At 39.8% G+C, this 23846-nt stretch carries 19 protein-coding genes, 1 pseudogene and 1 riboswitch; of the genes and pseudogenes, 15 read left to right on the top strand and 5 right to left on the bottom strand.

Annotation, left to right across the window (positions count from 1 at the left end):
* The 3 genes from O9334_RS21160 to O9334_RS21150 form a co-directional block, all read left to right on the top strand.
* Positions 1-190, top strand: a 190-nt coding sequence (locus tag O9334_RS21160; RefSeq protein WP_288002339.1) for a hypothetical protein, incomplete at its 5' end; no start/stop codon positions are given.
* Positions 191-927: 737 nt separating this feature from the next.
* Positions 928-1908, top strand: a complete 981-nt coding sequence (locus O9334_RS21155) for a sodium-dependent bicarbonate transport family permease (RefSeq protein ID WP_288002336.1) — start codon at positions 928-930, stop codon at positions 1906-1908.
* Between the two features lie 73 nt (positions 1909-1981).
* The gene (locus tag O9334_RS21150) at positions 1982-2299 is read left to right on the top strand and encodes a P-II family nitrogen regulator (RefSeq protein ID WP_190721326.1); all 318 of its coding nucleotides are present in this window, start codon (positions 1982-1984) and stop codon (positions 2297-2299) included.
* Positions 2300-2370: 71 nt separating this feature from the next.
* On the opposite strand, the gene O9334_RS21145 is transcribed toward O9334_RS21150, so the two are convergent.
* Positions 2371-2949: a DUF3172 domain-containing protein gene (locus O9334_RS21145; RefSeq protein ID WP_045357147.1), complete on the bottom strand. Its 579-nt coding sequence runs from the start codon at positions 2947-2949 to the stop codon at positions 2371-2373.
* A 189-nt stretch (positions 2950-3138) separates the two neighbouring features.
* Positions 3139-3268, top strand: a riboswitch (cyclic di-AMP (ydaO/yuaA leader).
* Positions 3269-3497: 229 nt separating this feature from the next.
* On the opposite strand from O9334_RS21145, the gene O9334_RS21140 reads away from it, so the two are divergent.
* The 4 genes from O9334_RS21140 to O9334_RS21125 all read left to right on the top strand — a co-directional run bounded on the left by O9334_RS21140 (position 3498) and on the right by O9334_RS21125 (position 9791).
* The gene (locus O9334_RS21140) at positions 3498-4835 is read left to right on the top strand and encodes an ArsB/NhaD family transporter (RefSeq protein WP_288002333.1); all 1338 of its coding nucleotides are present in this window, start codon (positions 3498-3500) and stop codon (positions 4833-4835) included.
* A 107-nt stretch (positions 4836-4942) separates the two neighbouring features.
* Entirely contained in the window at positions 4943-6115 is a 1173-nt protein-coding gene (locus O9334_RS21135; RefSeq protein ID WP_288002330.1) for a glycosyltransferase, read from the top strand.
* A 54-nt stretch (positions 6116-6169) separates the two neighbouring features.
* Positions 6170-8185, top strand: coding sequence for an ABC transporter ATP-binding protein (locus tag O9334_RS21130; protein ID WP_288002328.1), 2016 nt, complete (start codon positions 6170-6172; stop codon positions 8183-8185).
* A gap of 238 nt (positions 8186-8423) precedes the next feature.
* On the top strand, positions 8424-9791 hold the full coding sequence (locus O9334_RS21125) for a DNA cytosine methyltransferase (protein WP_045357193.1): 1368 nt from the start codon (positions 8424-8426) through the stop codon (positions 9789-9791).
* Here the strand turns inward: O9334_RS21125 and O9334_RS21120 are convergent.
* From O9334_RS21120 to O9334_RS21105, 4 genes are all read right to left on the bottom strand, one after another.
* The gene (locus O9334_RS21120) at positions 9788-10600 is read right to left on the bottom strand and encodes a TdeIII family type II restriction endonuclease (RefSeq protein ID WP_045357158.1); all 813 of its coding nucleotides are present in this window, start codon (positions 10598-10600) and stop codon (positions 9788-9790) included. The two genes, O9334_RS21125 and O9334_RS21120, sit on opposite strands and share 4 nt — an antisense overlap.
* A 22-nt stretch (positions 10601-10622) precedes the next feature.
* Positions 10623-10850 carry a helix-turn-helix domain-containing protein gene (locus O9334_RS21115; protein ID WP_045357161.1) on the bottom strand — a complete coding sequence of 76 codons (228 nt, stop codon included), beginning with the start codon at positions 10848-10850 and terminating at the stop codon, positions 10623-10625.
* A gap of 144 nt (positions 10851-10994) precedes the next feature.
* Positions 10995-11225, bottom strand: coding sequence for a type II toxin-antitoxin system HicA family toxin (locus tag O9334_RS21110; RefSeq protein ID WP_002744591.1), 231 nt, complete (start codon positions 11223-11225; stop codon positions 10995-10997).
* Positions 11222-11461, bottom strand: a complete 240-nt coding sequence (locus tag O9334_RS21105; RefSeq protein WP_002732327.1) for a type II toxin-antitoxin system HicB family antitoxin — start codon at positions 11459-11461, stop codon at positions 11222-11224. The genes O9334_RS21110 and O9334_RS21105 overlap by 4 nt, the downstream gene beginning before the upstream one ends.
* A 341-nt stretch (positions 11462-11802) precedes the next feature.
* Here O9334_RS21105 and yhdJ point away from each other — a divergent pair, with 341 nt between their 5' ends.
* The 8 genes and pseudogenes from yhdJ to O9334_RS21065 form a co-directional block, all read left to right on the top strand.
* Positions 11803-12690: an adenine-specific DNA-methyltransferase gene (yhdJ, locus tag O9334_RS21100; protein WP_002801664.1), complete on the top strand. Its 888-nt coding sequence runs from the start codon at positions 11803-11805 to the stop codon at positions 12688-12690.
* Positions 12671-13789 carry a hypothetical protein gene (locus tag O9334_RS21095; RefSeq protein ID WP_045357169.1) on the top strand — a complete coding sequence of 373 codons (1119 nt, stop codon included), beginning with the start codon at positions 12671-12673 and terminating at the stop codon, positions 13787-13789. The genes yhdJ and O9334_RS21095 overlap by 20 nt, the downstream gene beginning before the upstream one ends.
* Positions 13790-13848: 59 nt before the next feature.
* Positions 13849-15483 (top strand): peptide chain release factor 3, encoded by a 1635-nt coding sequence (gene prfC, locus O9334_RS21090; protein WP_002782023.1) that lies wholly within the window; start codon positions 13849-13851, stop codon positions 15481-15483.
* Between the two features lie 112 nt (positions 15484-15595).
* Positions 15596-16306: a lysophospholipid acyltransferase family protein gene (locus O9334_RS21085; RefSeq protein WP_045357171.1), complete on the top strand. Its 711-nt coding sequence runs from the start codon at positions 15596-15598 to the stop codon at positions 16304-16306.
* Positions 16307-16622: 316 nt separating this feature from the next.
* On the top strand, positions 16623-17654 hold the full coding sequence (locus O9334_RS21080; protein WP_045357173.1) for a GntR family transcriptional regulator: 1032 nt from the start codon (positions 16623-16625) through the stop codon (positions 17652-17654).
* Between the two features lie 387 nt (positions 17655-18041).
* Complete coding sequence (locus O9334_RS21075) at positions 18042-19166, top strand: vWA domain-containing protein (RefSeq protein ID WP_045357177.1); 1125 nt, start codon at positions 18042-18044, stop codon at positions 19164-19166.
* 17 nt (positions 19167-19183) lie between these two features.
* Complete coding sequence (locus tag O9334_RS21070) at positions 19184-22339, top strand: tubulin-like doman-containing protein (RefSeq protein WP_288002322.1); 3156 nt, start codon at positions 19184-19186, stop codon at positions 22337-22339.
* A 91-nt stretch (positions 22340-22430) separates the two neighbouring features.
* Positions 22431-23846 (top strand): annotated as a pseudogene (locus O9334_RS21065) (methyl-accepting chemotaxis protein); the annotation flags it as partial.

Here is a 23846-nt window from a genome sequence, read left to right as displayed (position 1 = left end):
TGGCATTTATCGGGGAAGGGAGCAGGGTGTGGGGTGTGGGGTGTGGGGTGTGGGGTGTGGGGTGTGGGGTGTGGGGTGTGGGGTGGTGGGGGTGTGGGGTGTGGGGTGTGGGGTGTGGGGTGGTGGGGGTGTGGGGTGTGGGGTGTGGGGAGAAGGGAGAATAAATAAAAATAGTCTCGGAGTCTCCTAAATACTGACTCCTAACCCAATGGTAGATGTGGGATTTTTGCAGGAGTTCTATTTTCCGACAAAGATAAGCAAAAGTTATTTATTGACTGCAAAAACTTGAGAATATTTAAATTAACATTCCGCAATATTTATAAATTCTTAAGAATTAATTGAGAAAGATTTTTATTTAACAACGATGTTATCATAGTTACAGCGATTTGATAGAATTTCATAGTGGGTTGTTTTGTGCTTTTTTGGGCAGCAATAGTTGAAACCCTTGCCACACCTAGAAGGTGATCCTAATTAAGACGGTTAAATCAGTCAATTTCACCCACAACGATGATCTTTTTTTTATGTAGTTTTATTGCAAAAAAAAAGTTTTTTTGACAAAAAGCACAAAGTATGATATAAGCCAACGTATTTCTGGCTGCGAGTAATTATTGTAGAGGGGGAGAGGGGAGAGGGGAGAAAAGCTGACGGCTTCAAGTTAACAAGGGCCGAATCTAAAACCTAATTGGTTAAGTTAAAAGCTTTGATGTACTTAGTTTCTAACCTTCTTTTTAGGTAGGAGAATTGCCAGATTCTGTCTTTTGCCTCTTGACTGTTGCCTCTTGCCTTGAGAAGCTGATCACTGAAACATCGTCCATCTTAATTTTTTTGGGCGGCCATCGTTAAGCGTTTTAATCCGGTTCTTAACATTTTCCCAGTATTCTCAAAATCGAATAGTATAGATTGGAATAACTCAATGTACGCAAACCTATGGATGGCAGCTTAATCCTGTTCAATATTCTCAATCCGCCGGTTTTGTTCTTTTTCTTGGGAATGCTGGCAGTATTTTTTAAATCCGACCTAGAGATTCCCCAACCACTGCCTAAACTCTTTTCTCTCTATCTGTTGATGGCGATTGGTTTCAAGGGGGGTTATGAACTAGCGAAAAGTGGCATCAATAACCAAATCGCTTTAACTTTGATTGCCTCTGTGGTTATGGCTTGCATCGTTCCCATTTACACTTTCTTTATCCTGAAAATTAAACTCGATACTGCCAATGCAGCGGCCATCGCCGCAGCCTATGGTTCCATTAGTGCCGTTACTTTCATCACCGCCAGTTCTTTTTTAGAAAAACTTCATATTTCCTATGGCGGTCATCTGGTAGCGGCCTTAGCTTTAATGGAATCGCCGGCGATTGTAGTGGGTTTAATCCTGGTGCGAGTCTTTAAAGAGAAAAATGGCGAAGAAGAAGCGTTTTCTTGGTCAAAGGTTCTACATGAAGCCTTTTTAAATGGTTCGGTATTTCTCTTAGTCGGTAGTGTTATTATTGGTATGCTGACGGGGGAAAAAGGCTGGGAAAAATTAGAACCTTTTACTCAAGGGATTTTTTATGGTGCTTTAACTTTCTTTCTCCTGGATATGGGATTAGTGGCGGCGAAAAGAATCCGAGAATTAAGCAAAACTGGTGCTTTTCTCATCGGTTTTGCGGTATTCATTCCCGTCATCAATGCTATGGTGGGGATTCTCATCGCTAAGGTTCTCGGATTTGAACAGGGCAATGCTTTATTATTCGCTGTTTTGTGTGCCAGTGCCTCTTATATTGCTGTTCCTGCGGCCATGAGAATGACTGTTCCCGAAGCGAATCCTAGTTTATACGTTTCTATGGCCTTGGCTTTAACTTTTCCTTTCAATATCATCATCGGTATTCCTCTGTACCTAGAGATGATTAAAATCATTGGCTGTGGAGTCTAAAAAGCCCAGCGGTTTTTAAATAATTCCTGTCAAATTTTCTCTCTTTCACTTGTCCTTTTTTTACTTAACTACCATGCTTGAATCCCCGCATCCTTCCCTACAAACTGTCAAAAAAGTGGACATAATTGTTAGTCATGCTTTTCTGGAAGAAACCTTAAGCGTTCTTGATGTTGTCGGAGTTTCCGGTTATACCGTCTTTGGCAGTACTTCGGGAAAAGGTGATCGAGGTTTATCCTGTGATGACTTGGATTGTGATTACAGTGGTAACTACATTATGACGGTTTGTAATAGTGACGAACAACTTGGTCGTCTGATCGATAAAATTCAGCCTTTTTTAAAAAAAGCCGGCGGAATTTTTGTGGTGACTACGGGCCAATGGCTAAGTCATTAGACCTCTTGTAAAAATCAAAAATTGTTCCGGTTGATTAGGAGTCAGTAGTCAGGAGAAAGAGCTTTTCCGGTTTAGAATTTATCTGTATCTGGTCTGGGACCAACAGCGCCGGCGGGATTAACAAAAAGATTGCCCCCAGCTTCATTTTGGAAGATACAATCGATTTTCGGTTTGCCTTCCAAGGGACCTGTATAACCAAAGGTATTCATCCGGTTTTTACAACTTTGTACCTGCTGTCCATCGACTAATTTTTGTTGTTCTAAAATTGACCAGTTATTGCGTCGCAAAACGCAACCGGGTTGCATAACCGGTTGGGTGACAAAAACATTAAAGGGGTTAAGGGTGACATAAACCCGCAAATCGGTGACAATGGCGCTGGCCCCAAATTGCACACATAATTCCGCATTGGGGGCGCTGCGATCAATTACTTCTCGGGAAGCGACGTTTTCGGGGCTAAAATTAGCGGTAGAACTGAATACCAGACCGAGACCCACTCCTAGTACAAAAATACCGCCAATCAGGGCGATCATGGCATAGTTTAATTTTGCCAATAGGCCTCCGGGGGACGAACTGCGAGAGTCATCGCCATAGGAGCGGTCATAATCACGATCACGCGATCGGGGAGGAGTATAACGAGGTCTTCTATTCATAGAAATTGCTGATGTGGCTGCTATGGCGGTCAGTCGTTAGCTATTAGCTTATCACTGTTCTATCCTAGCAACCCGGGGGATAACCGACAGGATAGGTCTGGTATAGGGCTATATCGTTTTTTTTGGGGTTAATATGTTATGGTGGATCACTAAACAGAGTAAGTCAGCCTAATCCAAGTTTCTATGCTAGATATTAGCTAGACAAATTCGGAGCGGAGGAACCATATTTGGGGCGTATTTCTAGATTTTTTAGCCTAGAAAAGGATATCTCTCTATCCTAGCCCGTCAGCTAACTTCGTCGGCGTGGGGGGGAAGACTGAAACATCACTACATTCCTAGTAATGTCTTGATCGGTTCAGTTATGTCGCTGGTACTACTTGATAGTCATAACTTACAGGAGACATTGTTTATGGAGATTCTCATGTCAGCTTACCGATCGCAACAATTTTAAGATTTTCCGTAGATAACCATATTTTCTATGAGTTTGCTGTACATTCGGGCAAACTTTTAGTCCTATCGAGAAACCGAAAGTAAAAACAGGATCAAAAATGCTGGAATCTTTACCAATGTGGATTGCTGCGATGACTTTTATTGCAGTCATTGTGGTGATTATGTTCGAGTGGCTTCATATTACCGTAGCGGCTTTACTGGGGGCTTTAATCTTAGTTTTTACCCATATCATGACTCTCCAGGAGGCGGTGGGTTATATCAGTCGCAGTTATGCCACTCTCGCCCTATTTTTTGGGGTAATGGTGTTAGTGAGAGCCTTTGAACCAACGAAAATTTTTGATTATTTAGCGGCACAAATGGTGTTTTTAGCGAAGGGACAGGGCAAATTATTATTAATAGGAATTGTCGCCATTACTACCCCAATCTGTGCGGTATTACCCAACGCTACCACGGTGATGTTATTAGCCCCGCTGATTCCCCCCTTAGCTCAAGATATCGGTGTGGATTTTGTGCCGCTCTTAATCCTGATGGTTTTCGTAGCCAACAGTTCCGGATTATTAACGATTGTTGGTGATCCCGCTACTTATATCGTCGGTGATTCTATTAATATCACCTTCATGGAATACCTACAGCGCTTGAGTTTAGGTGGTGCCTTGGCAGTAATTACCATTCTGGTTATGTTACCTTGGTTATTCCCGAAAATCTGGCGGACAAAATTCGAGCATTTAGAAGAATTACCCCATCCGAAAATTAATCATCCTCGCGTCTTAGCTCTGGGGGGAATTATCGTCTTTTTAGTCTTATTTTTATTCGTCGTCGGTGAATCTTTTCCCGTACCCATTTCTCCCGCTGCCGTTGCTTTGATGGGGGCAACTTTAGCCCTACTTTTAGCCCAGCAATCGAAAATCGATACGGTGCATAATATTCTCCGGGATGTGGACTGGAGTACCCTATTATTTTTTATGTCGATTTTTGTCCTAATTGGCGGCTTAGAAAAAACTGGTGTAGTTAATAGTTTATCGGGATTTCTGGCGATAATTTTAGGCAAAAATATCTTTTTAGGTTCTCTGGTCTTGCTGTTTTTTGTCGGACTTGTTTCCAGTGTCGTTCCGAATATTCCCCTAGTGGTGGCCATGGTTCCACTACTGAAACAGTACCTTGTTAATGTTAATTTAGTCGGGACCGAAGTTCTTTCCCCCGATTATGCCGGTTCTTTTCCCCCGGAAGTTTTACCGCTTTTCTATGCGATGATGTACGGAGCCACCCTAGGGGGTAATGGTACGTTAGTGGGGGCTTCTTCTAATATTGTCGCCGCCGGCATCGCTGAACAACACGGGGGCAAAATTAGTTTTCATACCTTTCTGCGTTACGGTTTACCGGTGATGTTTACTCAGTTAGTCGTCTCGGCTATGTATATGTTAGTTTTCTTTGTCTAGTCGATCTCTGGGGGGCATTAATGTTAAGTTCGCCTAAGATTGACAAAAACGTTAACATTGATTAACATTCTCCTATCGTGCTAAATGATCTGGATTGATCGGCGATCATGAACAAAAAAATCTCTGTTTTAGCACCAGATTTATCCGGTGGTGGTGGCACAAGAGTCTATTTGATTGCTCAAGTCTTGCAACAGCTAAACTGTCAGGTGACGGTCTATGGCCCGATTTTTGGCCGGGAAATCTATCCAACCCCACCGCAGAATTTACCCGTGATATCGGTCAAAGGCAATAATTATCCCCAGTTTTTTGGCCAGATCAAAACTTTACTCGATCGCCTCTCCGGAGAGATTATCTATGCGGTTAAACCCCGTCCCACCAGTTTCGGCATCGGTTTACTGAAACGTTTTTTTTCCCCACGTCCCCTAATTCTCGATATTGACGATTGGGAAATGAGTTGGTTTGGTGGCGATCAATGGTCCTATCGTCCTCACCCCCGACAATTAGCTAGGGATATCCTCAAAAAAAATGGTGCGCTTAGAGACCCGAATCACCCTCTCTATCTGCGTTGGCTGGAAAATTTAATTGACCGCGCCGATGCGGTGACGGTTAATAATCAATTTTTGCAAAAGCGCTATGGGGGGATTTACTTACCGAATGGCAAGGATACGCAACTTTTCGATCCCAATCTCTACGATCCTGTCGCTTGTCGTCAAAAATACGGTTTATCCGCGTATAAAGTCTTAATGTTCCCGGGTACAGCTAGACCCCACAAAGGTTTAGAAGATGTCTTAATCGCTTTAGATCAAATTGGTGATCCTGATTTTAAATTGGTGGTGGTGGGAGGTCGCCAAATCGGGGATGGCTATCTGGATAGTTTGCTAGAAAAAGGTCAACCTTGGTTAATTCATTTACCTGCTCAACCGCTCGATCGAATGCCGGAAGTTGTGGCCGCTGCTCATGCTATTATCGTTCCCCAGAGGGATGAAGCCACGGCTAACGCCCAATTTCCGATTAAACTCACCGATGCTATGGCGATGGCTAAACCGATTATTTCCACTAAAGTGGCAGATATTACCGAAATTTTAGCTGATATTGGCTATTTAGTCGAACCTCGATCGCCAGAGCAACTAGCTGTCATAATTAGAGAAGTTTTTAATCATCTCGACTCGGCTAATGCACGAGGACTAAAAGCGAGAGAGCGCTGTATTGCCTCCTATAGTACCACCGCCATGGCGACAACTCTCTCTGGCATAATTACTTCTCTGGAAGGGAAATATTAGATTGTAGCGAGTAGGATAATTGACCGTTGACTATTTACTTTATTACTTATAGCGATGAATCCTAATCAAATTCTCCTTAAATATACGCTGAAACACTGGATATTAGTGGTTTCCAGCATTGTTATCGGCTTTGTCAGTACCGTATTTAATGGGGTAGGAGCTATTTTAGTTATCCCTTTGCTAATTTCTTTTATTAATCCCGAAAATGATATATTAAAAAATGCCCCCCAAATTATCAAAAAGCTGCTCTCAGTTTTCGAGGTTTTCTCGGTCGAGACTCGTTTTTTCTGGATGTTTGCGGCGATATTATTGATTTTAATTCTCAAGCACATTACCAATTTTGTCAGTAATTGGCTAGGCACTTACTTGTCTTTAATTATGGCCAAAGATATGCGAATTGATTCAGTTATTCTGCTGCTAGAAGTGGATATAGATTATTATGTAAAAAGTAAAATAGGAGATATTTTTAATCGTTTCATGTCGGAGATTAATCGAGCCGTGGGATCAATTAGAAATTACATAAACCTGATTAAGATTATCGCCACAGCTTTCATGTACTTAGCTATTTTATTATCAATTTCTTGGCAATTAACTATTCTTTCTAGTCTTTTGGGTGGCCTTTTAGCTCTGCTTAATCAATACTTTGTCAAGAGATCGAAAAAGTTTGGAGAGATTATCACCGTAACGGCTAAACAGCAAACTAATAAACTGTTGGAACTGTTAACGGGAATTCGGCTAATTAAAGCAGTTGGCAATGAAAGATACGAATTAGAATCTATTGTGGAAGATATAGAAGCCCGGGAGAAAGCGGGTTTAGATGCCCAGACTAATAATGCTGTAATCGCTCCGCTCAATGAGATCGGTGGGGTAATTATTATTGCTTTAATTATCATTGCTGGTCGTTATCTTTTTAATGAACAACTGCAAGCTTTAGCGACGATTTTATTGACCTATCTCTATGTACTTTTCCGGGCATTGCCGATAGTTAGTCAAATTAACAGTGCTAGGAGTAGTCTATTGGGTGATGTTTCCGCAGTAGAGGTGGTAGCGGATTTTCTCATTCGAGAGAATAAACCATTTATGAGCAATGGCTCTATTCCCTATCAAAGATTAGAGACAGGTATTCATTTTGATAACGTCCAATTTTCCTATCCCGGTCATCAAGAATTAGTTCTCAAGGGCATCGATCTTTGGATTCCAAAAGGAAAAATGATCGCTCTTGTTGGTGCTTCGGGGGCGGGAAAATCGACAATTGCTGATTTATTACCACGCTTTTATGATCCTACAGCCGGGAGGATTCTTTTTGATGGTCAAGATTTACGCGATTATGAGGTCAAATCTCTGAGAAAAGCGATGGGAATAGTCAGTCAAGATACTTTTCTCTTTAATAATTCTCTCCGTTTTAATATTGCCTACGGATTAAGCGATGTTAGTGATGCAGAAATTGTAGCAGCGACAAAAAGGGCGAATGCCTACGAGTTTATCTCCAAACTGCCGGAAGGACTGGATACGGAAATTGGCGATCGGGGAGTGAGACTTTCGGGAGGACAAAAACAAAGATTAGCGATCGCTCGTGCCTTACTGCGAGATCCAGATATTCTCATTCTCGATGAAGCTACCAGTGCTTTGGATACAATTTCTGAGCGTTTAGTACAGGAAGCGATCGATGAACTCTGTCGCGAGCGGACTACTCTTGTGATCGCTCACCGTCTTTCCACTGTTCAAAAAGCCTATCAAATTGTGGTGCTGGACAAGGGAAAAGTGGCAGAAATCGGCAATCACGAGGAATTATTAGCTCAAGGCGGTCATTATGCCCGTTTACACGCTCTGCAATTTAGTGATAGCAAAGAGGCCGACTCTAAGAATAGGGAAGATGAGCAAAAAAGAAAAGCTTATTTATCCTACGAAGCGAGAAGCAGTCTTAATAGTCTTTTAGGTTCTTTGCGTCTAGTATCTGAAGATTTAATCGAAGATTCTCAGGAGAAACAGGAAATTTTAGAAGAATCCTGTAGTTCAGCTATGCGACTTCTCCATATTATCGAAGACTACGAGTATTCCTCGACTCGATAGATCTCCTGCAAAAATCAAAAATTGTCGTAGTTAGTGAGGAGTCAGGAGACAGGAGATAGGAGACAGGAGGAGAAAAAACAGAAGAGACAACTATCCTAAGGCATAAAATCTAAGATTATGTCAAATTTATCTGAGTTTTTAGATATCAAGAGGTCTCTGGAAAAAAACTCTTAATTTATACTAAAATAGTTAGTACAGATAGGCATCTTCCCAGACGGTGAAAAGGAATTATTTACCCTTGAAAACCACAGTTAAAGTCAGCACACAAACCCAATTACCCCTACATCTAGTTATCACCCATCCCCAGTATCGTTTTGTCGATTTATTCGCGGGAATCGGTGGGTTTAGAATCGCTTTGGAGAAATTGGGAGGACGTTGTTCAGGCTATTCAGAAATTGATAAACAGGCCATCCAAGTTTATCAACAGAATTTTATTAGCTATCTCAACAGCGATGAAATTGCTTTCGGAGATGTGAGTAAAATCAGCAATTTACCCGATAATCTCGATCTTATTGTCGGCGGCGTTCCCTGTCAACCTTGGTCGGTGGCGGGATGTTTACGGGGATTTGAAGATCCCCGGGGAAAACTCTGGTTTGATGTGATTAAATTAGTCCAGAAAAGTCAACCGAAAAGCTTTATTTTCGAGAATGTCAGTGGGTTGGCTAGTCCTCGCAATCGGGAGAATTTAGAGTTAATTATCGATGAATTAACCAGCTGTGGTTATCAAGTTTACTGGCAGTTATTAAATGCCTACGATTTTGGTTTACCCCAGAATCGCGAGAGAGTTTTTATCGTAGGAATTAGAAAAAATATAGAAAACTATGAGCGGTTTAAATTTCCCTTACCTTTGGGTATCCATCCGAAGGTTTTAGATATTTTAGAAGACATCAAAAATATTCAACCCGTCGAGAAAGTCAAGTTATCCGCGGATACTTTATTTAATGGGTTTGTTCCTCCATCGAGAACTCGTTTTCAAAAAGAAGATGAATTAAATGACTTTTTTATTTTTTCTGATTTAAGAAATGGCCACACAACTATTCATTCTTGGGATATTATCAAAACTACGGAACGACAAAAAAGTATCTGTTTAGCTTTGCTGAAATTAAGACGCAGTAAAAAGTATGGCGAAAAAGATGGTCATCCCGTGGCTTTTTCTGCTTTTTTGGAAATTATACCCGACCTAAAAATCGAGGAACTAAATCAGTTAGTTTCTCTCGGTATTTGTTGGCAAACGACCGCAGGTAAGTATGAATTTATTAACTCGAAAAATATGACGGGAATTAACGGCATTTATCGGATTATTTTACCGACGGCCGATATTATTCCTACCCTAACCGCTACGGGTGCTAAAGATTATATTGCTACTATTTCAATTACCGCTACTCATCCCCAAGAATACAAACAATTGTTTTTAAAGAAAATCTATAAACCCAAAAAGTTTCGAGAAATTACTCCCCAAGATGCGCGTAAATTACAAGGATTCCCTGATAATTTTATCTATCATCCACAGCCAGCTATCGCTAAAAAACAATTCGGAAACGCTGTTCCTGTACCAGTGGTGGAGGCAGTAGCAAGAAATTTACTGGAAATAATTTTACCAAATTAATTATCTAGATAATTACGAAACTTTTGTCTATACTTGTTGATAAATGCTTGATCTTTTTGAAGATCGATAAAAGCTTCTTTAATTAATGACCAAGTATTGATTTTACCAGAACAAAAATCCCAAAATTCATTTTCAACCCATATATCATGATGTTCCTCTAGAGGATACATTTTATTTCCCTGTGATTGCCACCATGTTTGAGGTAAGAAAGGATTAAAAGGAATAACAATTCTTGTGTGAATACTTGCTAAAGGTTCACGGGACAGCCGATAACAATACCAATCTAACAACTGGTCGCTAAATCTAGAACCATCTCCCCTATTAGGATGTGTAGCTTTTAAATCAAACACATACTCAATATTGTCTTTGATTAAATAAATATCTACTCCATGACCAGAAGGAGGATCGATATAATTGAGGTTATTCCTATTTATTTTCTTAGCTACTACTCTAAGTCTTTCAATGCACTCTGTCATGGATATTTTTTGTTCTTTCGATTTTCTGAGACTTTTTAAATTATCGAGTTCACTTCTTAAGTCTTGAGGAAATGGACTAGGTTGTAAAAGTTTTTTATCCTGCTTATATAAAATACGAAATCCATTATCTTTGGCTAAAAAGTTTGCTAATTTTTCCCAGAAAGTAGTTCCCATGCTTGTCGTTAGTCCAGTCATCACAGAACTAATCTGTCTCTCCTCTGGAAATAAATAATCTAAAATATGATGATTCCTAGGTTTGGGTTTTTTAAAATAGTTTTCTATTGAGTTTTTAATTAGCTTTTGAATTTCTATCACTAACTGGTTATTATCCATACTGAATTGCAATTAATCAAATTTATAGATAAGCAAAAAGATCAGCAATAGATATATCAAGTGCTTTGGCTAACTTTTCGATATTTTCTAAAGATACATTACACTTACCAAGTTCAATACTGGAAATATAAATTCGGTGCAGTTCCGCTTTTTCAGCTAAGATTTCTTGAGATAAGTCAAGTTCTCTTCTGCGTCTTCTGATAGCTTTACCAAAACGATGTTTGATATCTAAGGATTCTTTTTGTGCCACAGATCAATTATCAAGAAAGTGTATGAGACATTTCTACAGATTATAATTCACATTTTGCAGATTATAATTTACATTTTGTCTAAAACATTGGTTCGTTCCTCTGAAAGTACAATTGCTGCTATCGCTTCGACTATCTTTTAACTCTTATTTTCGTAACAACTCGAAAAATGTTTCTTTATCAAGACCAATATCTTGAATCATACCCATGAGAGTACCTTGCTTAATATCTTTTCCTGAATGAATAGGGATCACAACCCTACATCCACCACTATTTTTGTAAATAGCATGGCTACCTTTTTGACGATCCAAATAAAAGCCCAATTTTTCAATAACTTTAATAAACTCCTTGACTTTAACTGCGGGATACTGACTCATATTAAAATATTTAAAGGCTTAAAAATCAAATCTTCTTTGGGAATGGGTTGATGATCAGCTATCAAACTTTCGAGGTACAATTCCATAGCTTCTGTAATATTGACAATCGTTTCTTCAAAAGTGTCTCCTTGAGAATGACAACCTTTAAGCGCAGGACAAAAAGCGTGATAACCACCGTCTGACTCTTTTTCTAGAATAACGGTGTAGTTATAAATTTGTTTGGTATTATCACTCATAACACTATCAGTTGTGGATTTTAAACTATCCTAGTTACACTTAAGAAATGCTGGATAAAACACAAAAATTTTACCTGTCAACCCCTCCACCCCAATTATGTCAAAATTATTTGACCAATAGTTGACATTCGATACATTGTTTAACAATATTTACAATACTTTGTAATTTTGTTGACAAATATAAATTTTCCCAACAAATCTTATAGGATTGATCTTGAAGCCCTCAGCTTAATTGAAAAATAAAGAACTAAAAGTGGATGTTCTGATATCTGAAAAATTCTCTAGGTGCTGAACGCTAATAGCTAGTAAAAATCTAACTACTTTAAATTGAAAAAATGATCATGTTTAAACGATACGAAGCTGATGAACAAGTTATATTTCATGGTGATTCTTTGCCGATTTTATCCAGTGAGATTGCCTCTAATTCTGTAGATCTAATTTTTCTCGATCCTCCCTATAATATAGGTAAGCATTTTGCCGATTTTTACGACAAATGGGAATCGGAAAATGATTATATAAATTGGGCAAACCAAATTCTTGATCATTGCCTTCGTATCTTGAAACCCCAGGGAACATTATATGTTATGGCCAGCACTCAAGCAATGCCTTACTTTGATCTTTACTTAAGACAAAAAATGACGATTCTTAGTCGCATTATCTGGCATTATGATAGTTCAGGAGTACAAGCAACAAAATACTTTGGTTCGATGTATGAACCAATACTTCACTGTGTGAAAGATAAAAATAATTACACTTTTAATTCAAAGGATATTAAGATAGAAGCAAAAACCGGAGCAAAACGAAAACTAATTGATTATAGAAAAGCGATTCCGAGTCAATACAATACAGAGAAAGTACCGGGCAATGTTTGGTATTTTCCTAGGGTCAGATATCGCATGGATGAATACGAAAATCATCCTTCACAAAAACCTGAATCATTGCTAGAAAGAATTATTTTGGCCAGCACTGACAAGAGTGGAATTGTGCTTGATCCATTTGCAGGAACTTTTACAGCTGCAGCTGTAGCTAAACGTTTGGGAAGAATTTCTATTAGTATAGAATTACAAGAGGAGTATTTAAAAATTGGTCTTCGACGGATTCTCGGATGGCAAGAATACAAGGGAGAAAAGTTACTCCCTCCTCAAAAAAGCTATAGTAGAAAAAGCGAAAATAAACAAGAATCTAACTTTGTACAGGAGAGTCTTTTCGATGTCGATAGTAAAGCATGAATTCACCAAGATAATTATTAAAATTATCGATAATTACTTTCCCAATCAGGGAAATAGCATTTTAAATGCTAGTGAGTTATTGCAATATTTGAACATTAAAACTAGAGCCGCTAATCGAGGTTCTAAATCCCGAGCAGGATTGGCTAATCATTATGCCATTTATGTTTTAGTGGAAGACTATATTAATAATGAGTTTCATCTTAAGGATGGATACGACGAGTATCAAGGCGCTCAGTATATGACACTTTTTCGCAGGCAAAGGGAGCTTCCTTTTGGCGATAAATTACAAAATCATGCTCTCAATCATCGATTAAATCAGGAATTTAAAAAGTATTTTCCCACTTTATCTTATCTGCCTATAATTAGAGATGTTAAAACCAATAGATACTGGATTAATGAGAATCTAATTAAGTTTTATCTAGAGGGTAATCAAGTTAATATTGCGCCAGTGATTATAGATATAATTGATGCCTATGTGCAAACAAGACAAAAAGCATTTAATCAATTTATCAGCTATTGTCAACAGATGATTGATATTCAACAGCAAGATCCCCAGAAAGCTATTGAATTTATTCGGAGTTTACTCAGACCAAACATTGATGCTAGAGTTTTTGAGATTGTCAGTTATGCAATTCTTAAAGAGTATTATGGGGAACAGAAAATATATTGGGGGTGGTCGCCTGATCGCTTAAACTCTGAATACTTACTTTTATATAAAACTGGTCGAACAAATGCCAATGACGGGGGGATAGATTTTGTCATGAAACCCCTAGGACGATTTTTTCAAGTTACGGAAACGATAGCTGCTGATAAATATTTTTTAGATATTGATAAAGTGCAAAAATATCCCATTACTTTTGTGGTTAAAACCGAGCAGACTTGCGAGGAAATTTTAGAAAAAGTTGCGGAGCAAGCTAAGATAAGATACAAGATCAGGGCAATTGTCGAAAGATATCTAGAATCTGTAGAGGAAGTGATCAATATTCCCGAATTAATCAACCGTTTTGAGCGGGTTTTAGCTCAAGGTAAAGGAGGAGCGGTAATTGCAGAAATGGTTTTACAGAGCCGGATTGAGTTTAACCTAGAATCAGAGCCATAAAGATATCTAACTCCCCAGCTAAACTAGAATAGAAAGATAGGAAAGCGATCAAAATTAGAATGACGACCGAAATTGAAAAAGAACTAGAAACCGGCGAAGCTGTCTTGGAAAAACGGCGAAATTTTGCCATTATCTCCCACCCTGACGCGGGAAAGACCACCCTGACCGAAAAACTGTTACTATACGGGGGTGCAATCCATCAAGCGGGTGCAGTCAAAGCAAGACGCGACCAACGCAAGGCCACCTCCGACTGGATGGAAATGGAAAAACAACGGGGAATTTCGATTACTTCCACGGTTTTACAGTTCGATTATCGTGATTTTCAGATTAATCTCCTCGATACTCCCGGCCACCAAGATTTTAGCGAAGATACCTATCGTACCCTAGCCGCTGCCGATAATGCGGTGATGTTAATCGACGCAGCCAAAGGTTTAGAACCCCAAACGAGAAAACTCTTTGAAGTGTGCAAACTGCGTCAGTTGCCCATCTTTACCTTTGTTAACAAAATGGATCGCCCCGGCCGCGAACCTCTGGATTTATTGGACGAAATCGAGCGAGAATTAGGATTACAGACCTATCCCGTCAATTGGCCGATCGGAATTGGCGATCGCTTTCGGGGAGTTTTTGATCGGGCCACCCAGACCATACACCTGTTTGAACGTCGCTCCCACGGCTCTCAGGAGGCGCAGGAAACCGTGATCGAGCTTGGCGACCCCAAAATTGAGGATTATCTCGAAAAAGACCTGTATTACCAGTTAAAAGAGGATATAGAACTGCTCTCGGAATTGGGTGCGGAATTGGATTTGCCAGCAGTCCACGCAGGAGAAATGACCCCGATCTTTTTTGGTAGCGCCATGACCAATTTTGGGGTGAAATTATTCCTAGAATCCTTCCTCGACTATGGATTGCCACCCAGAGGACGCAATTCCTCCCTCGGTGTCCTTGATCCCACCTATCCCGATTTCACCGGTTTTGTCTTCAAACTGCAAGCAAACATGGATCCCAAACATCGGGACCGGGTGGCCTTTGTGCGGGTATGTACGGGGAAATTCGAGAAGGATATGGTAGTAAACCACGCTAGAACTGGTAAAACTATCCGTTTATCCCGTCCTCAGAAACTTTTTGCCCAAGATCGGGCAGTTATTGAAGAAGCTTATCCCGGAGATGTGATCGGATTGAATAACCCCGGGGTCTTTGCGATCGGTGATACCATTTATATGGGTAAAAAGCTCGAATACGAAGGGATTCCCTGTTTTTCCCCGGAATTATTCGCCTATCTCAGAAATCCTAACCCTTCCAAGTTCAAACAGTTTCAAAAAGGAGTCTCGGAATTACAGGAAGAAGGGGCCGTACAGATATTATCCTCGATCGATGAATTTAAACGCGACCCGATTTTAGCCGCCGTCGGTCAATTACAGTTTGAAGTGGTGCAATTCCGTCTTTTAAGCGAGTACGGAGTCGAAACTACCCTCGAACCCCTAGCCTATAGTTTAGCCCGTTGGGTCGCCGGGGGTTGGGCTGCTTTAGAAAAAGCAGGTAAACTCTTTAATACTCTAACTGTCAAAGATTATTGGGGCCGTCCCGTCTTATTATTCAAAAATGAGTGGAATTTACAGCAAGTCAAAGAAGATCATCCCTCTTTGCAATTAAACTCGATCGCACCAGTAGGATCGGGAGTACAACCGCAATCCTAACCCTTAATCCCCCAAGACAATTGCCGAACTGGTCAGGACAAGATAGCGACCCCCCAGATAACTAGACTAAAGTAGAAGTGGTCAGAAAGTCTCGATCTTTCCTAACACTCGGATGTCTCAAAGCAGTATCGTTGACGAGTCCCTCACCATTAGAAAAAGTCCTCCTGTCAATTCCCGAATTAATCCCTGTTTAATTCGCTTTTGTTATTTTCTGGGAAATTATCTGGTTTTACCAGCTTTTTTCAGCAAAATAACGGTGACAGGCCAGGAAAATATTCCCCTAACGGGGGGTGTCATCCTTGCACCTACCCATCGGTCCCGTTGGGATGCGCTGATTTTACCCTACGCGGTGGGGCGCTTAGTTACTGGACGCGATTTGCGCTTTATGGTTTCCGCTAATGAGATCAAAGGGGTGCAAGGTTGGTTTATCCGACGCTTGGGGGGTTTTCCCGTCAACACCGATCACCCCGGTATGGGTAGTCTGATCCATAGCGTCGAACTTTTGGCCGCGGGGGAAATGGTGGCGATTTTTCCGGAAGGGGGTATCTGTCGCGATCGAGTGGTTCATCCCCTGAAACCGGGAGTAGCGCGGATCGCGTTGGAAGTTAAGATCATGAAACCCGATGCAGATATCAAGATTTTGCCGGTAAGTATTAGTTATAATCAGCCTTACCCCGGATGGGGAAGCGAAGCGACAGTAAATATCGGTCAAGGGATTGATGTGCTTGATTATCAGCAAAATTCGCTAAAAAGGGAAACTGTCCGCTTAACCAAAACCTTGAGCGATCGCTTAAAATTTCTCCACGAGGATCAATCACCTTAATCAGCTGTTGACTATCTACCCCATGAGTGGGATTCCGGGGACGTATTAAAATGATTGTTTTAACTATTTTTAAGGAAAAAAGTGGCTTTTCTGGTTTAAATAAATAATACTAAATCTGGTTATTAAGGACTGATTATTTATTCCCCTTTTTGCATGAGTGCATGAGTAGAAAACGGGTTTCTCGGAGAAACCCGTTTTCTGTGCGTTACTCAACGGATTTAGTATAACATCTTGGTTTTTTCTATTTCTGGCTCCTGAATACTGCCTCGGAGACCCATCAGACCGGTGAAGATGTCCGATTGTTGCAGGGGGTCTAATGATAGAATGGGCATCAGCGAAAGTAGTTTGTGAGCGAAGTGATCCGATGCAGTTCCAAATCCAGCCAGACAGTGAAATCCCCGCCTCTAAGCAATTATTTGACCAAATTCGCTTCGCTATCGCCTCTCGTCAGTATCCACCAGGCCATCGTTTACCTAGTACCCGTCAACTAGCTATGATCACGGGATTACACCGTAATACGATAAGTAAAATTTATCAGCAACTGGAAGACGATGGGTTAGTAGAATCCATAGCAGGTTCGGGGATTTATGTCAAGGCTCGCGGGCATGAAAACGATAATTTATCGGGTTCGCCCCTATTGGAACAAAATCCAGAAATAGGCCGACTAATTCGCCAGAGTTTGGCTAGTTTTCTCGCTCAAGGTTTAACTTTAGAGCAAATTCGCGAGTTATTACTGGCGGAAATTGATTGGCGATCGCAGTGTAGTTCCCAAGTTCTTGTCACCATTCCCCGTCACGATTTGGGTGCAGGAGAACTAATGTTGAGAGAATTAGAGCAATCCCTCAAAATTCCCGTCCAATTAGTGGCCATGGAGGATTTAGCCCAAGTTTTAGCCAATACTAAATCTGCCACCGTTGTCACCAGTCGCTATTTTATCAGTGTGGCGGAGGAAATTGCCGCTCCTTTTCACCTACGAGTCATTCCCATCGATATCTATGATTACAGCAAGGAATTGGCATTAATCAAAAAATTACCCACCGATAGCCGTTTGGGGATTGTCAGTATTAGCACCGGTATTATTAAGGTGGCCGAAATTTTAATTCATAGTTTACGGGGCGATGATTTATTAGTTATGTCTGCCCAAATTCATGAAACGGATAAGTTAAAAGTTTTAGCCCGAACTTCCCAGACAATTATCAGTGATCAAGCGAGTTATACTTTAATTAAAAATCTGATTAATGAAGTGCGATCGGATTTAATTCGTCTGCCAGAAATTATCTGTAGTGATAATTATATTGGGGATAAATCAATTCAATTGCTCAGACGAGAATTAGGATTAGGTGGTTAGAGGATAAGCTATAGCGGTAAGCGCTTGAGTGAGATACAAACCAAGCTTTGCCTAGCATGGTTTATAGCTCGTGACACTGTACCTCATACGACTGCACACCGCTATAGGACCCATTTTAACCTCTGAATCTCCCCCACCCCCCCAACCCCCCCGACGTCGGGGGGGCAAGGGGGGGTTGCCTCTTGCAAGAGTGCCTTATCTCAACAAGCAATTTAAATGCGCGGGCAGCTGAACTTTAAAATTTATTTTACTCTATGGTTACTATTGACAATGACCTAGGGCAAATCGAGAATAAAAGCGAAAAAAACTTTTAAGAAGTATTAACTTTTTAGTACAATGGCGGAAGGATAGGGATAAGCTCAATTTTTCACTCTCGGACGAGGTTAGATGAAAAGTGCTGAATGTTTAACGGTATCCCCCGGGGAACCGCTTACTGATTGGCAAAAACTGGGATTAGATTTTGTGGCTCGTTGGCAGGGACGAGATGTTATCCTAGCGATCGATCTTACCGGTAGTGTTAACTTTAATGATGAAGGACGCACGCGCCTCGGTCAAATTATTCGCGATAGTTTAAAAAATAACGATTCCGTTTATTTAGTCCCCTTTGCTGATAATGTTCAACCGATTGCAGAACCGATTTTAATTCGGAGTCAGGAAGATATAGACGCGGTTTTAAAGGCGATTCCCTGGCAATCTAGCCAAAGTGCTAAAAATACCGATATTCAGCGAGCAGAATGGCACGTTTATACTCGACTGGCACGCTTAAATCAGTGTCGTTTAACTGCCAATCAAGCTATCAAACCCCAGTCGGTAGTTTGGATTACCGATGCACCCCTTTCTACTGCCGCAGGGATTACTTCACAACAGTGGATAGAAACCCCAAAAAATAGCCCTTTTCGTCTTGCTAATTCTCCCGAAAGTTTGCAGAGACAAAACTGGCTTAATTCCCTACCAATTAATCTAAGAACCCAAGAAATTACCGCCACTAACGGCAATAAATATAAACTATCAGTTGTCGATATTGCTCCCACAGCACAAGAGTTTTGTACTCCCGCACCGGGAGGACAAGAAACTTGTTTGATTAATTCTTATCTCTTGAGTCAGTTATGGTTGCCAGCATTGGTAATTACATTAATGGGAATTGGGGGAATAGTAGCGAGTATTTTGGGAATTCGTCATTGGTTGCTGTTAAATACTGCTTGGACTATTGAAGTCTCCTCTAATGATGATGAAGATGAAACCCAAAAATATATTTTAAAAACATCTGGAAAAATTAACATCGGTGGTGATGAATATCATAAGAATACCATCCCTTGTCCTGGGGAAGAAATTCGCTGCTATTTAGAAAGACGCGGCAATCAGTTATATCTGAAACCCAGTCAACAAGCAGAGATTTTTTATCGAGGTAGTCAACTAACTCAGGAGGTGAAAATAGATAAAAATTACCTGACTTTAACCTATCACCATAACCATCAAGATTTCGACCTACAAATTCAGATTAGCAAAAAATAACTCAGGAGATTTAAACCATGGCTAACACCAGTCAAACCCGCGCTATCAAACGGACAATTATCATCGGATTAGGTGGTACTGGTCGAGATGTGTTAATGAGAATTCGTCGCTTTATTATTGATAAGTATGGGAAGTTATCTAACCTACCCGTTGTCAGTTTTGTTCATATTGACACAGATAAAAATGCTTTTAATGGTTCGGGTTTACCCACCGGAAATAGCTATCACGGGGAAGAAATTCTTCTATCAGCTGCTGAAAGAGTATTTATTAATATGAATGCTCAGGATGTTAACAATCTCACCTATGAACTTGAACACAAAACCCTTTTTGAAAGTCCCTTTTCCCATATTGAAAGCTGGTTAGACCCAAGACTAAAAAAACAAATAACTGCCATTGAAAATGGTGCGGGAGGTATTCGTCCCGTCGGTCGTTTAGCTTTCTTCCATAACTATCAAAAAATTCAGGAGGCAATTGAAGCAGTGGAAAGACGAACTTCTGGTTATGAATCCTTTATGTTTAGCGGTAAAGTTAATGGTCAAAGTTTTAATGTCCAAGAGGGTTTAAATGTCTTTGTGGTCGGTTCTTTGTGTGGGGGAACTGGTAGCGGTATTTTCCTCGATGTGGCCTACACTTTGCGTCATATTTTACAACAAACCAACGAATATACATCCTTTGGTTATTTGGTAATTAGTCCTAAACTTTATGGTGATGGGGCAATTATGAGAGCTAATACCTATGCAGCTTTGAAAGAGTTAGACCATTATACCAATGAAAGTAATTCCTTTCAAGCCTGTTATGATAAACAAAATTTCGTCAACATTGATGAAAAACGTTCTCCTTTTGATTTTGCCTACTTAGTTTCTAATCGCACTTCGGGAGATTACCAGATTAATAACAAAGCTAAATTATGTAATGTCATTGCTTACAAGATTTTCTTGGATTTTGCCGATGAGTTATCTCTCCCCATCAAAAGAAATCGGGATAACTATAAAGACCCGATGATTCGTAAAGATAATCATCCTTTTCAGATGTGTCAAGGTTATATCTCCTTTGGACTAGCGAGGATTTATTTTACTCGCGACCGAATTGTGCAGATTGGTCTCAATCGTTTTAGTCTCAAATTAATTAAATTTTGGTTAGAGGGATATGGTCAAAGTCCCAGTGGACAAGAGTTATTAAGTAAGTTCCTAGCTAATTGGAGTACCCAAAGTAATAAGGATTATTTTACTGCCAGATTGGAAGAAGCAACCCTAGAGAATAATAAAACTTTTTCTAAGACTTTAACCTCTTGGAAAAATTCCCTAGAGGAAGAAATATCCAATAGTCAAGATTTGGAGAATTTACCCCAAACCGTCAAGCAATCCCTAGAAAAAGAGTTTCGCAAAGTACAAGGAGGAGAAACAGATAGCAGTCGCGGAATCTGGTTAACTCTGACCCAACAAACTCAACCTAAGTTAATCGAAAAATTTAAGTCAGATATTGACCAATTTTTGGAGATTCTTCTTAATCCTGATAGCCTAGAATTTTCTTTGGAAAATAGCCTATCTTTTTTGGTCGCTTTACAAGTACAGATTAATACCTACAAGGGTAATCTAGAGGAATTATCTCAGGATAATAAAGGGTTTCATTCCTCGGAAAAAATTGATAACATTTGGCGAAATATTAAACAAACTCTCGAAGATATAAACGGGAAAAAGTCTGTCTTCAAGATGTTCAATAAAAATGCCAATAGTGAGAGAATCAAGGCCGAGTTAAGAGACTACGTTCAAAGCGGACAAAAATTAATTCAGCATAACTTTAATTTCAGCATCAATGGGGAATCCAGAAAGATTGTTGAAGCGATTCTCAAGCATATTTCCAGTCGAATGCTGCAGATACAACAACTGAAAGAATCCCTATATCAGCTAATCACAGAATACGATAAATACGAACAGGAGTTAATGCAGTTAAATCTCGACGAGATGACTGGGGAAGGTATTTTCCCAGAGGAGAATATTGATAACTGTATCCCTGACAGTAACTCCCGAACTCAATACATTTCCGTTAGCCAAAAAGTCACCAATAATTTAGGCTATAATACTTCCCTATTCAGTTTATTTAGCCAATCTTTTGTTATTGATAATGAGACTCTCAAAGAGACCCTAACAGCAACAATCGAGAAACAGTTTCAATCGGTAAGCACTAATAAAATTGATGCCGTAATTAAGCGATTTATGGGTCAATATAAACCCCATGATTTTCCTGAACGCTTGGCGCAAATTCTGCGAGAAGCTGATTTAATGTTACCGATAAATGTTAATGATGCTTACTATCGCTTGCATACAGATAAAGCATTACTAATTGGGACTAAGGACGATAATTCACCCACCATGCAAAGATTTATGAAGACTCTTGAATCTGATTTAAATATTAATCTGGGGACTTCTTTTGAATCAATTCAAACCGACGAAGAAATCCTAATTACCTACGAATTTGGTGGGTTTCCCCTAAGAATCATTACTGATTTATCTGGGTTACAAAAAATCTATCAAGACCAAAAGAGAATCAGCATTTTACACAATGATTACAGAATAGATTTTGCTGATATTATCCCACCACCTGCCAAATTAATTGAGGAATTAGAGTTTATTTTCTATCCCGCAATTGCTCTCGGTTTACTAGAATACGATGAGGAGGATGATACTTATCAATTAGTCATCGAAGGCGATTTATTTAACAATAATTCCATCATTGACATTAGCGGTAATTGGCGACTTGCTTTAGAACAATTTGCTTCTCGTAAGGACATGATTAATGCTTTGCAGGTACTGCTTAATCAGGCAAAAAATGAGATTTTGGCTAACCCTCCTCTATTATTTACTAACGAGGGTGATTATTTCCAGAATGTCAGCTATTTTGTCAACAATGTCAAAAATTTACCTGACCATCACCCCAATTCTCGCTACAAAAATAAGGTAGTTGGACAAGATGGAAATCATATACAGGAGGCAAAAGAAGGAATTATCACCCGTTTTGTTAATCAACTGAAAATGGAACTAGAAAAACGTGCTGCTGAACAGAAAAAACTCGACAAACAACAGCAAAAGCAACAAACTTTACTGGGAACAAACAATAACAGTAGTCAACCCAGTTTACCCGCAGAGGTTAGCACTACTGATGAATGGTCAAATTAATCAATCTTAATAATGTTTCCCCAGCTATCTGAGGAAACATTCACCCCCAACTCTCTCTATCAACCACAATTCGAGGTATCCAATAACTATCATGGCATTACTTAACCTTTTTCCCCCCTATCTGATTCTTTTAACTCTAGTCTTGGTTATTTTTCCCACCGTCTTAGCTGTGGGAATCCGGATTGCTCTCTATAAACATCTCCAAAAGTCAACCGCAAAAGTCAAGCGTTTAATTCGGGGGAAAAGTCGCGGTGTTCAACCAAAAATTGTCTCCAATCTAGAGAATAGATTTAAGATAGCCAGTAGTCAACTAGATGATGTTAATACCGCAGCTTTGGTGGATAGTTTATACCATGCGGAAAAATTTACTTTCATGTCTAAATCTCTCAGATGCGAGAAATGGGATTATTTTGTGAGAGTGTTACCCAATCTCCTCCTCGCTTTTGGTTTATTGGGAACTTTCCTCGGAATTACCCTCAATCTGACGGGAATCAGCACACTTATCGATATTAATAATGTCGATGTGCAAAGTTTAGGAGAAAAGCTCAAAACTCCCCTAGAAAGTATGGGGATTGCTTTTATCACTAGCTTAATTGGTTTAGCTTGTAGTTCTTTACTGACTGTGATTAACTTAATCTTTAACACCAACCTTGCTAAAGTAAATCTAATTAGCTCCCTAGAAGACTATTTAGATAACACTGTAAAAGGGAATAGTCGCTTGGATAAAGCGGTTAATCGCATGGTGGAGAAACAGGAAACATTTCTAAATAACTTTCATACTGAGGTGACGAGAGTATTAGAATCTTCTTTAAGAGAAGTTGCTAAAGAAATTGCCGAACGTAATCAGGAAACCGCTAAGTTAGTCACCCAGGTTTGTGAAAGATTAACTGAAACTGCGGGAACTTTATCTACCGGTGCGACGACTTTTCAGCGTTCAGCTTTTGAACTTAACGAGCAAGTACCAATTATCACGCAAGCAAACCGAGAGTTTACACAATCCTCTCAGGAACTAAAAAATAGTGTACTGCTTTTTAAACAAGCGTCAGAGTTAATTGAAAAAAGTAACTTCTCTGGTAATATCGAAAGTTTTACCGCTAGTTTAGCAGAAACCCAAGGGAGATTCTCTCAATCCACTGCAATACTAGAGCAGAATATCGGGGAGATTATCAGCAGTAATAAAAGAGCTAACGATTTAGCAGAACAAGTGTATTTAAATATCCAAGAATCTTCTCAAAAATTACAAAATAGTGCGCTAGGTTTTCTGGAAGCTTCCGAAAAAATCGAAAGTAGTCAATTTGCTGATAAGTTAGTGCAAGCAACCGCAGATTTAATGACTGCTCATCAACAGTTTGCTAATTCTACTACAGATTTAAACCAATCAACTCAATCTCTAGCTTCTTTAACTCAAGACTTCCAGCGTTCCATGACAACTATGGTTGAGTTAGGAATAAAAATTACTGACTTGAATCAAAAATCTGAGACAATCCTAGAACAAAATCAGCAACGC

The organism is Microcystis sp. LE19-8.1F, from assembly GCF_027531715.1.
GTDB classification, from domain to species: domain Bacteria; phylum Cyanobacteriota; class Cyanobacteriia; order Cyanobacteriales; family Microcystaceae; genus Microcystis; species Microcystis wesenbergii_A.
This window is presented reverse-complemented; position numbering and strand designations above follow the sequence as displayed.